Origin of the sequence: Streptomyces sp. NPDC005722, from assembly GCF_040630935.1 — a bacterium.
Taxonomy (GTDB): Bacteria; Actinomycetota; Actinomycetes; order Streptomycetales; family Streptomycetaceae; genus Actinacidiphila.
Window position 1 is genome coordinate 52,716 of the sequence record NZ_JBEXYN010000019.1, and the last position, 12,621, is coordinate 65,336.

A 12,621-nucleotide genomic window follows, 5' to 3' on the forward strand; every position below is an offset into this window, starting at 1 on the left:
ATCCGGCGCTGCTGGACGCGGCGCTGCACGCGCTGGGCGTGAGCGGTACCGACCGCGCGGACGGTGAGGCCAAGCTGCCGTTCTCCTGGCAGGGCGTGACCGTGCACGCCGTCGGCGCGTCCGCGCTGCGCGTGAGGTTCACCCCCGTCCACGGCGACGAGGTCGCCCTGCAGATCGCCGACGCCACCGGTGCACCGGTGGCGACCGTGGCCGGCCTCGCTCTGCGCGGCGTGAGCCGCGACCAGCTGAGCACGGCCCAGGACGCCACTCGCGACGCGCTGTTCCGCGTGGACTGGCCCGAGCTCCGGACCGCCGAGACCACCGGCCCCGAGGCCGACGACTGGATGCTGCTGGGCGCCGGATCCCAGGCGTTCGCGGATCTGGCGGCGCTGCGCGGCGTGGCCGCCGAGGGCGGGACCGTCCCGGCGGTGCTGGTCGTACCGTGCGTGACGGACGAGCCGACGGGGGACGTCGCGGATTCCGTGCACACCGCCTCGCAGCGGGCTCTGGACCTCGTGAAGGAATGGCTGGGCGACGAGCGGTTCGCCGACTCGCGTCTGGTGTTCCTGACGCGCGGCGCGGTCGCGGCCCTGCCGGGCGAGGACGTGGCGGACCTCGCGCACGCCTCACTGTGGGGCCTGGTGCGATCGGCGCAGTCGGAGAACCCGGGCCGGTTCGGCCTGATCGACGTCGACGAGGACAACGACTCGCTCTCCGGGGACGTGCTGTCCAAGGCGCTGGCGACCGCCGAGGCCCAGCTCGCCGTACGCGGGGACACGCTCCGCGTGCCGCGGCTGGCCGCCGCCGTGGCGGGCGACGACACCGTGCGTGGGCTGGACGCGCAGGGCACGGTGTTGGTGACGGGTGCCAGTGGTGCGCTGGGCGGTCTGTTCGCGCGTCATCTGGTATCCGCGTACGGGGTGCGGGATCTGCTGCTGGTCGGCCGCCGTGGCGAGGACGCCCCGGGTGCTGCGGACCTGACCGCTGAACTGGCTGAGCTGGGCGCGTCGGTGGCGTGGGCGGCGTGCGATGTGGCCGACCGGGACGCCCTGGCGGCCGTGCTGGAGGGCATTCCGGCGGAGCGTCCGCTGTCGGCGGTGGTGCATACCGCTGGTGTCCTGGACGACGGCGTGGTCGCATCGCTGACGGCGGAGCGTCTGTCGGCGGTGCTGCGTCCGAAGGTGGACGCGGCGTGGAACCTGCACGAGCTGACGCGGGACATGGATCTGTCGGCGTTCGTGCTGTTCTCCTCCGCCGCCGGTGTCTTCGGTGGCGCGGGTCAGGCGAACTACGCGGCGGCGAACGTCTTCCTGGACGCGCTGGCCGCGCACCGCAGGGCACAGGGCCTGGCCGCCACGTCACTGGCCTGGGGCCTGTGGGACGGCGGCATGGGCGGGTACCTGGGGGAGACCGATCGCGAACGGATCAACCGCGGCGGCATCACCGTCCTGGCCCCTGAGGCCGGCCTTGCTCTCTTCGACGCCTCACAGCGCACGACCGAGCCGCTGCTCGTCCCGCTGCCGCTGGACATGCCCGCCCTCCGTCTCCAGGCGCGCAGCGGGATGCTTCCCGACCTGCTGCGCGGGCTCGTTCGCGTCCCGGCCCGCCGGGCGGCCGCGCACGGTGCCGCGGCCGGCGCGTCCGCCCTGCGCGAGCGGGTGGCCGGACTCGCCGAGAACGAGCGCTCTGCTGCGGTGCTGGACGTGGTGCGGGGTGAGGTGGCGGGTGTTCTGGGCCACGGTTCCGTTGACGAGGTGCCGGCGGATCGTGCGTTCAAGGAGCTCGGCTTCGACTCGCTGACCGCGGTCGAGCTGCGGAACCGGTTGGGTTCGGTGGCCGGTGTGCGGCTGCCGGCGACGCTGGTCTTCGACTACCCCACGGCCGGGGCGCTCGCGGAGTTCTTGCTGAGCGAGGTTCTGGGTCTAGTCGAGCCGACCGGTACGGCGTCGGTGCCAGTGCGAGCCGGGGTGCTGGACGACGAACCGATCGCGATCGTGGGCATGAGCTGTCGCTATCCGGGTGGGGTGGAGACCCCCGAGGATCTCTGGCGGCTGGTGGTCGGTGGCGGTGACGCGATCTCGGTGTTCCCGCAGGGCCGTGGTTGGGATCTGGACGCGCTGTTCGACCCGGACCCGGACGGCCGCGGGACGAGCTACACCCAGTCGGGCGGGTTCCTGCACGACGCGGGTCGCTTCGACCCCGCGTTCTTCGGGATCTCGCCGCGTGAGGCGGTGGCGATGGACCCGCAGCAGCGTCTGCTGCTGGAGACGTCCTGGGAGGCGTTCGAGCGCGCCGGCATCGACCCGGCCGCCATGCGCGGCAGCCGTACCGGCGTCTTCGCGGGCATCATGTACCACGACTACGCCACCCGGATCACCTCCGTGCCTGACGGCGTCGAGGGATACCTCGGTACGGGCAACTCCGGGAGCATCGCGTCGGGTCGTGTGTCGTACGCGTTCGGTCTCGAGGGTCCGGCGGTCACGGTCGACACGGCGTGTTCGTCGTCGCTGGTGGCGCTCCACTGGGCGATTCAGGCGCTGCGCAACGGTGAGTGCACGATGGCGCTCGCCGGTGGTGTGACCGTCATGGCGACGCCGGGAACGTTCACCGAGTTCAGCCGTCAGCGCGGCCTCGCCCCCGACGGCCGCATCAAGTCCTTCGCGGCCGCGGCCGACGGCACCAGTTGGGCCGAGGGCGCGGGCATGCTGCTCGTGGAGCGGCTGTCGGACGCCCGCCGCAACGGGCACCCGGTGCTGGCGATCGTGCGGGGTTCGGCGATCAACCAGGACGGCGCGAGCAACGGTCTGACGGCGCCGAACGGACCCTCGCAGCAGCGGGTGATCCGCGCCGCGCTCGCGAGCGCGGGCCTGTCGGGCGACGAGATCGACGCGGTCGAGGCGCACGGCACCGGCACGACGCTGGGCGACCCGATCGAGGCCCAGGCCCTCCTGGCCACCTACGGCCAGGAGCACAGCGACGAGCAGCCGCTGTGGATCGGCTCCATCAAGTCCAACATGGGCCACACGCAGGCCGCGGCGGGTGTCGCGGGCATCATCAAGATGATCATGGCGATGCGCCACGGCGTGCTGCCGCGGACCCTGCACGTGGACGAGCCGACCCCGCACGTCGACTGGTCCGAGGGCGCTGTCTCCCTCCTGACCGACTCGGTTCCGTGGCCTGAGACCGGCCGCCCGCGCCGCGCCGGCATCTCGTCCTTCGGCATCAGCGGCACCAACGCCCACACGATCATCGAGCAGGCGCCCGACGACCTCGCCCCGATCACGAAGGCAAGGCCGACCCCGGCCGCTCCGGCAACCACCGCACTGCCCCACGTGCTGTCGGCGAAGACCGAGGACGCCGTACGCGACCAGGCGGCCCGCCTGCACACGCACCTCCTCGAAGAGGCCCCGGAGATCGGCACCGCCGATGTGGCCTACTCCCTGGCCACCAGGCGCGCCGCATTCCAGCATCGTGCGGCGGTCGTGGCGGCGGACCGCGACGAGCTGCTGCGCGGCCTGGCCGCCCTCGCCGAGGGGCACGCTGCAGCGGGCCTGGTGCGGGGTTCGTCCTCGGTCACGGGCAAGCTGGCGTTCCTGTTCACGGGGCAGGGGAGTCAGCGGCTGGGGATGGGGCGTGAGCTGTACGACGCCTACCCGGTGTTCGCCAAGGCCTTGGACGCGGTCCGTGAGCGGCTGGGTCTGGATGTGCTGTTCGGGGATGACGCGGAAGCGTTGGACCGGACGGAGTTCGCGCAGCCGGCGTTGTTCGCGGTGGAGGTGGCGCTGTTCCGGCTGCTGGAGTCCTGGGGTGTGAAGCCGGACTTTGTGTCGGGCCACTCCATCGGTGAGATCGCCGCCGCCCACGTTGCCGGGGTGTTGTCGCTTGAGGACGCGTGCAAGCTGGTCGAGGCGCGTGGGCGGTTGATGCAGGCGCTGCCGGGTGGCGGTGTGATGATCGCGCTGCAGGCGTCGGAGGACGAGGTTCTGCCGCTGCTGAACGAAAGCGTGAGCATCGCTGCCGTCAACGGCCCGCAGGCAGTCGTCATCGCGGGCGACGAGGATGCCGCGGTCGCGATCGTGGAGTCCTTCAGTGACCGGAAGTCCAAGCGTCTGACGGTCAGCCACGCGTTCCACTCGCCGCACATGGACGGCATGCTCGACGCGTTCCGCGAGGTCGTTGCCGGGCTGTCGTTCGAGACACCGCGTATTGCGGTCGTCTCGAACCTGACCGGTGCGGTCGTCACGGACGAGATGTCCTCGCCCGAGTTCTGGGTGCGCCACGTCCGTGAAGCCGTCCGTTTCCTGGACGGTGTCCGCACCCTGGAGGCCGCAGGCGTCACCACCTACCTCGAACTCGGCCCCGACGGCGTCCTGTCCGCCATGGCCCAGGACTGCCTGACCGAGGACGGGGCCTCCTTCGCCCCGGCACTGCGCGGCGGCCGGCCCGAGGTCGGCACCCTGACCGCTGCCCTGGCCCAGGCCTACACCGCCGGAGTCACCGTGGACTGGGAGGCGTACTTCGCGCCGACCGGCAGTCGGCAGGTCGAACTGCCCACCTACGCCTTCCAGCGCGAGTGGTTCTGGCTCGAGTCGGGCGGCGCACAGGCCGGCCCCGGCGATGCCACAGGATTCGGTCTCGGTGCGGCGGATCATCCGTTGCTGGGTGCGGCGGTCGAGCTGCCGGATTCGGATGGGGTGGTGTTCACCGGGCGTCTGTCGCTGACGACGCATCCGTGGCTGGCGGATCACGCGGTGATGGGTTCGGTGTTGCTGCCGGGTACGGCCTTCGTCGAGTTGGCGGTGCGTGCGGGTGAGCTGGTCGGGTGTGAGGTCCTGGAGGATCTGACACTTGAGGCGCCGCTGTTGCTGCCGGAGCACGGTGGCGTGCAGCTACGGCTGTCGGTGGGCGCCGGTGACGGTGAGGGCCGTCGGGCGCTGGCACTGCATTCGCGAGTGGAGGACGGGCCGTGGATGCGGCACGCAGCTGGTGTGCTGGCAGAGCGAGGCGCGGTGCCGGGCTTCGATCTGGCGGTGTGGCCGCCGGTCGGGGCTGAGCCGGTCGCGATTGACGGGCTGTACGAGGGCATGGCGGATGCCGGCTTCGGTTACGGGCCGGTGTTCCGCGGTCTGCGGTCGGTGTGGCGTCTCGGCGAGGACGTGTTCGCCGAGGTACGCCTCCCGGAGTCGGTGGAGGCCGAGGCGGCTGCCTTCGGGCTGCATCCGGCGCTGCTGGACGCGGCGCTTCACGCACTGGGCGTGAGCGGCACCGACAGCGCGGACGGTGAGGCGAAGCTGCCGTTCTCCTGGCAGGGCGTGACCGTGCACGCCGTCGGCGCGTCCGAGGTACGGGTGCGGTTGGCGAGTACGGGCCGTGATGTCGTCGCGCTGGAGCTGGCGGACGCCGAGGGCGCGCCGGTGGCGTCCGTGGCCGGTCTCGTGCTGCGGGCGTTCTCGCCGGAGCAGTTCGCCGGGCCGGGTGCCGGTCAGGGTGACGCGCTGTTCCGCGTCGAGTGGTCGCCGGTGCCGACCGGCGGTTCGGTCGAAGACTGGACGCTGGCGAGTGCCGGACTCCAGACCTTCGAGGCTGAGGGCGGCGCGGCTCCGGCGGTGCTGGTCGTGCCGTGTGTGGCCGACGAGCCGGTGCCGGACGTGGCCGGTGCGGTGCATGCGGAGACCGGCCGGGTGCTCGCGCTGGTGCAGGAGTGGCTGGGCGACGAGCGGTTCGCCGAGTCGCGTCTGGTGTTCCTGACCCGGGGCGCGGTGGCTGCTGCACCCGGCGACGAGGTCGCGGATCTGGTGCACGCCCCGGTGTGGGGCCTGATCCGTTCGGCGCAGTCGGAGAACCCGGGCCGGTTCGGCCTGATCGACCTCGACGGTGAGATCACCCCCGAGGTCGTCGCGGCGGCGTTGGCGACCGGTGAGCCGGAGATCGCCGTCCGGGACGGGGCGTTCCTGGCGCCTCGCCTGGCGCGGGCCGTCGCGGGACCCGACGTCGAACTCCCGGTGCTCGATGGCACGGTGCTGGTGACGGGTGCCAGTGGTGCGCTGGGCGGCTTGTTTGCGCGGCACCTGGTGTCCGAGTACGGGGTGCGGGATCTGCTGCTGGTGAGCCGCCGGGGTGAGGACGCTCCGGGTGCTGCGGAGCTGACGGCGGAGCTCACGGATCTGGGTGCGTCGGTGGCGTGGGCGGCGTGCGATGTGGCCGACCGGGACGCCCTGGCTGGGCTACTGGCGGAGCGTCCGTTGTCTGCGGTAGTCCACACCGCCGGTGTCCTCGACGACGGTGTCATCGCGTCCCTGGACCAGGAGCGCCTGTCTGCGGTCCTGCGTCCGAAGGTGGACGCGGCGTGGAACCTCCACCAGCTCACGCAGGACATGGACCTGTCGGCGTTCGTGCTGTTCTCCTCCGCCGCCGGTGTCTTCGGCGGCGCGGGCCAGGCGAACTACGCGGCGGCGAACGTCTTCCTGGACGCACTCGCAGCGCACCGCAGGTCGCAGGGCCTGGCCGCGACATCGCTGGCCTGGGGTCTGTGGGACGGCGGCATGGCCGGCGAGGTGGCGCGTTCCGGTCGGGGCGGCGTGGACGCCCTGACGGAGGACGAGGGCCTCGCCCTCTTCGACACCGCCAACGCCGCCCAGGCCCCGGTCCTCGTGCCCATGAAGCTCGACCTGGCCGCGCTCCGCGCCCAGGCGGGCAGCGGGATGCTGCCGCCGCTGCTGAGCGGACTGGTCCGCGTCCCCACTCGCCGCGCCGCGAAGGCCGGTTCGGCCGCGGCGGGCAAGCTCGCCCGGCGGCTCGCGGCACTGCCCCAGGACGAGCGGGCCGAGGCCGTACTCGATGTGGTGCGGGGTGAGGTGGCGGGTGTTCTGGGTCATGGTTCGGTCGACCAGGTGCCTGCGGATCGTGCCTTCAAGGAGTTGGGCTTCGATTCGCTGACCGCGGTGGAGTTGCGGAACCGGTTGGGTTCGGTGGCGGGTGTGCGGCTGCCGGCGACGCTGGTCTTCGACTACCCGACGGCCGGGGCCCTCGCGGAGTTCTTGCTGGGTGAGGTTCTGGGTCTGGTCGAGCCGGCCGGTGCCGCGTTGGTGCCGGTACGGGCCGGGGTGCTGGACGACGAGCCGATCGCGATCGTGGGCATGAGCTGCCGGTATCCGGGCGGGGTGGAGACCCCCGAGGATCTGTGGCGGCTGGTGCTGGGTGGCGGCGATGCCATCTCGCCGTTCCCGCAGGGTCGTGGCTGGGATCTGGACGCGCTGTTCGACCCGGACCCGGACGGCCGGGGCACCACCTACACCCAGTCGGGCGGCTTCCTGCACGACGCCGGCCGCTTCGACCCCGCGTTCTTCGGGATCTCGCCGCGTGAGGCCGTGGCGATGGACCCGCAGCAGCGGCTGCTGCTGGAGACCTCGTGGGAGGCGTTCGAGCGCGCGGGTATCGACCCGGCCGCCATGCGCGGCAGTCACACCGGTGTCTTCGCCGGTGTGATGTACCACGACTACTCGAGTCGTCTGACGGCTGTTCCCGAGGGCGTCGAGGGATATCTCGGCACCGGCAATTCCGGAAGCATCGCGTCGGGTCGTGTGTCGTACGCGTTCGGGCTCGAGGGCCCGGCGGTCACGGTCGACACGGCGTGCTCCTCCTCGCTGGTGGCGCTGCACTGGGCGATCCAGGCGCTGCGCAACGGTGAGTGCACGATGGCGCTCGCCGGTGGTGTGACGGTCATGGCGTCGCCCGGCACCTTCACCGAGTTCAGCCGTCAGCGCGGCCTGGCCCCCGACGGCCGCATCAAGTCCTTCGCTGCCGCGGCCGACGGCACCAGTTGGGCCGAGGGCGCGGGCATGCTGCTCGTGGAGCGGCTGTCGGACGCCCGCCGCAACGGCCACCCGGTCCTGGCGGTGGTCCGCGGTTCCGCGATCAACCAGGACGGTGCCAGCAACGGCCTCACCGCCCCCAACGGTCCCTCCCAGCAGCGTGTGATCCGGCAGGCCTTGGCCAATGCCCGGCTCACCGCCGCCGAGATCGACGCGGTCGAGGCGCACGGCACGGGCACGACGCTGGGCGACCCGATCGAGGCCCAGGCCCTCCTGGCCACCTACGGTCAGGAGCACGGCGACGAGCAGCCGCTGTGGCTCGGCTCCGTCAAGTCCAACATCGGCCACACGCAGGCCGCGGCAGGCGTGGCGGGCATCATCAAGATGATCATGGCGATGCGCCACGGCGTGCTGCCGCGGACGCTGCACGTGGACGAGCCGACCCCGCACGTCGACTGGTCCGAGGGCGCGGTCTCCCTCCTGACCGAGCAGACGGAGTGGCCGGAGACCGGCCGTCCGCGCCGCGCCGGCATCTCGTCCTTCGGCATCAGCGGCACCAACGCCCACACGATCATCGAGCAGGCTCCCGACGACCTCGCCCCGAGCCGCAGCGTTGCCGAGGCTCCCGCCGAGGACGACGGTTCCGTCCGCGCGTACGTGCTGTCGGCGAAGACCCCGGACGGCCTCCGCGACCAGGCGGCCCGCCTGCGGGCCCACCTGGAAGAGGCACCCGGCGTCGCCGCCGCCGACGTGGCGTACACCCTCGCCACCCGGCGCGCCGCCTTCGAGCACCGTGCGGCCGTCGTCGCCCCCGGCCGGGACGAGCTGCTGCGCGGCCTCGCGGCCGTGGAGGCCGACGGCCCGGCGGCCTCGGTGGTGCGGGGCACGGCGGGCGCCGGAAAGCTCGCCTTCCTCTTCACCGGCCAGGGCAGCCAGCGACTCGGCATGGGCCGGGAGCTCTACGACACCTACCCGGTGTTCGCCGACGCGCTCGACGCGGTCTGCGCGCACCTCGATGTGCCGCTGAAGGACGTCCTGTTCGGCGACGACAGCGACCTGCTGAACGAGACCGCCCGCACGCAGCCGGCCCTCTTCGCCGTCGAAGTGGCGCTCTACCGACTGGTCGAGTCGTGGGGCGTGAAGCCGGACTACCTCTCCGGGCACTCCATCGGCGAGATCGCCGCCGCCCACGTCGCCGGGGTGCTGTCCCTGGAGGACGCCAGCACGCTGGTCGAGGCGCGCGGCAGGCTGATGCAGGCACTGCCCACCGGCGGTGTGATGATCGCCCTCGAAGCGGCTGAGGACGAGGTCCTGCCGCTGCTGGACGAGCGGGTGAGCATCGCCGCGGTCAACGGTCCGCGGTCGGTGGTCATCGCGGGTGACGAGGATGCCGCGGTCGGCATTGCGGCGTCGTTCGAGGACCGCAAGTCGAAGCGCCTGACGGTCAGCCACGCCTTCCACTCCCCGCACATGGACGCCATGCTCGCGGACTTCCGCAAGGTCGCCGAGGGTCTGTCCTACGCCGCCCCGCGCATCCCGCTGGTCTCCAACCTCACGGGCGCCCTGGTCACCGACGAGGTGACGTCGCCCGACTTCTGGGTCCGCCACGTTCGTGAGGCCGTGCGCTTCCTGGACGGCGTCCGCGCCCTGGAGGCAGCGGGCGTCACCACGTACCTCGAACTCGGTCCCGACGGAGTCCTCTCCGCCATGGCCCAGGACTGCCTGACCGCCGAAGGCGCGGCCTTCGCCCCCGCCCTGCGCGGCGGCCGCCCCGAGGCCGAGACCGTCACCACCGCACTCGCCCAGGCCCACGCCAGCGGAGCGACCGTGGACTGGGAGGCGTACTTCGCGCGGACCGGTGGCCGGCTGGTCGAACTACCCACCTACGCCTTCCAGCGCGAGTGGTACTGGCTGGAGTCGGGCGGCCACTTCATCGGGGACGTCACCTCGGCCGGACTCGGTGCGGCGGACCACCCGCTGCTCGGCGCGGCGGTCGAGCTGCCGGACTCGGACGGTGTCCTCTTCACCGGGCGCCTGTCGCTGACCACGCACCCGTGGCTCGCGGACCACGCGGTCATGGGCTCGGTGCTCCTGCCGGGCACCGCCTTCGTCGAACTGGCGCTGCGCGCCGGCGAGCAGGTCGGCAGCGAGGTCCTGGACGACCTGACGTTGGAGGCGCCGCTGGTGCTGCCGGAGTCGGGCGGTGTGCAGCTGCGGCTCTCCGTCGCCGGCGCGGACGACGACGGCCGCCGGGCCGTGGCGCTCCACTCGCGCGGCGAGAACGCGCCCGCCGACGAGCCGTGGACGCGGCACGCCGGCGGTGTGCTCGCCCCCGCGGCGGCGGTCCCCGCCCCCGCTTCCGACCTGACGGCCTGGCCGCCGCCCGGCGCGGAGCCGGTCGCCATCGACGGGCTGTACGACGGCATGGCAGCCGCCGGATTCGACTACGGCCCCGTCTTCCAGGGCCTGCGCGCGGCCTGGAGGCAGGGTGACGAGGTCTTCGCCGAGGTGAGCCTCGACGAGAACGCGGCCGCGACGGCGGAGTGGTTCGGGCTGCACCCGGCCCTCCTCGACGCCACCCTGCACGCCGCCGGTCTCGGCGGACTCGTGGAGGACACCGGGCAGGGACGTCTGCCGTTCGCGTGGGGCGGAGTGCGCCTGCACGCCACCGGCGCGGCGGCGGTACGGGTCCGGCTGGCCCCGGCCGGCCGCGACACGGTGTCCCTGCACCTGGCCGACGCGACCGGGGCGCCCGTCGCCTCGGTGGAGTCGCTGGTGCTGCGGGCCGTCTCGCCCGAGCAGATCGGCGCCGCAGCGCGCGGCGGGCGCATGGAGTCGCTGTTCGAGGTCGACTGGACGGCGCTGCACCTCGCACCGGTGCCGGCCGCCCAGCAGCGCCCCATGGCACTGCTCACCGCCGACGGTTCCGGCCACGCGGGTCTCGACGCCGCAGGCGTCCGCTACGAGACGTGCGCGGGCCTGACCACGCTCGCCGGCGAGGGCGAGACCGTGCCGGAGGTCGTCATAGTGCCGGTGGCCGGCGCCGCGTCCGAGGACCTGCCGGGTGCGGCGCATGCCGAGACCGGGCGAGTGCTCGCACTGCTGCAGGAGTGGCTCGGCGACGAGCGGTTCGCCGATTCACGCCTGGCCTTCCTGACGCGGGGCGCGGTGGCCTCCGCCCCGGACGACGAGGTCGCGGACCTGGCACACGCCCCGGTGTGGGGCCTGGTGCGGTCGGCGCAGTCGGAGAACCCGGGCCGCTTCCTCCTGATCGACACCGACGACGCCGAAGCCTCCTACCAGGCGCTGCCCGCCGTGCTCGCCGCGGGCGAGCCGGAGGCCGCCGTGCGGGACGGCGCGGTCCGCGTGCCGCGCCTCGTCCGGGCGGTCGTGGCACCGGACGCCGAGCCGCTCGCCCTGGACGGCACGGTGCTGGTGACGGGTGCCAGTGGTGCGCTGGGCGGCTTGTTCGCCCGCCATCTGGTGACCGAGTACGGCGTACGGGACCTGCTCCTGGTCAGCCGCCGCGGCGAGGACGCCCCGGGCGCTGCGGACCTGACCGCCGAACTGGCCGGTCTGGGTGCGTCGGTGGCCTGGGCGGCGTGCGACGTGGCCGACCGGGACGGGCTGTCCGCGGTGCTGGAGGGCATCCCGGCCGAGCGTGCGCTGACAGCGGTGGTGCACACCGCCGGTGTCCTGGACGACGGCGTCATCGCGTCCCTCGACCAGGAGCGCCTGTCGGCGGTCCTGCGTCCGAAGGTGGACGCCGCGTGGAACCTCCACCAGCTCACCCGGGACCTCCACCTGTCGGCGTTCGTCCTGTTCTCCTCCGCCGCCGGTGTCTTCGGCGGCGCGGGCCAGGCGAACTACGCCGCCGCCAACTCCTTCCTCGACGCACTCGCCGCGCACCGCAGGGCCCACGGCCTTGCGGCGACGTCGCTGGCGTGGGGCCTGTGGGACGGCGGCATGGCAGGCGAGCTGGAGGCCGGCGAGGTGTCCCGCCTCGGACGCGGTGGCGTGAACGCCCTGTCCGAGCAGGAGGGCCTGGCCCTCTTCGACACCGCGGCCGCCTCAACGACCGCGGCCTTCGTACCCGTCAAGCTCGACCTCGGCGCCCTGCGCGCCCAGGTCACCGGCGGAGGCATGCTGCCGCCGCTGCTCAGCGGCCTGGTCCGCGTCCCCGGCCGGCGCGCGGCGGGTACCGCCGACGCCGGTGCGCAGGGAGGCGCCGCCCTTCGGGAGCGCCTGGCCGGCCTGTCGCAGGAGGGACGGGAGGAGGCGCTGCTGGAGCTGGTCCGCGGTCACGTCGCGGGCGTGCTCGGCTTCGCCGGTCCCGAAGCGGTCGACGGCGCACGGTCGTTCAGCGACGTCGGCTTCGACTCCCTCACCGCGGTCGAGCTCCGCAACCGCCTGGGCGCGGCGACGGGAGTGCGGCTGCCGGCCACGCTCGTCTTCGACTACCCGACCCCGAACGCCATCGTGGAGTTCCTGCGGGACGAGCTCTGGCAGGGCGGCGCCGCGGCGGTTCCCCCGCTGCTCGCCGAACTAGACCGCCTGGAGCGGACGCTCGTCGAGGCCGTACCGGACGACGACGGCCGGAACCGGATCACCGAGCGGCTGCAGGCCCTGCTGGCGGCCTGGAGCGCGGCCGGCGAGCCGGCGGGACCCGCCGGCGCCGACGTGGCCGAGACGCTGGAGACCGCCACCGATGACGACCTCTTCGACTTCATCGGCAAGGAATTCGGGATCTCCTGACGCGACGGCCCGGCCCGCCCACCCGACGACTCCGCCTTTCTGACTTCCGTACGAG

1 protein-coding gene (cut by a window edge) is annotated in these 12,621 nt (G+C 73.1%); it reads left to right on the forward strand.

Annotated features, from left to right (window positions below):
* Positions 1 to 12,566, forward strand: partial view of an SDR family NAD(P)-dependent oxidoreductase gene (locus tag ABZ479_RS22175; protein WP_500463243.1) — the 3' end only. Its footprint begins 14,959 nt before the window's first position; the window shows 12,566 of its 27,525 coding nt (coding positions 14,960–27,525); its start codon lies off the left edge, out of view; its stop codon occupies positions 12,564 to 12,566.
* Positions 12,567 to 12,621 lie beyond the last annotated feature (55 nt).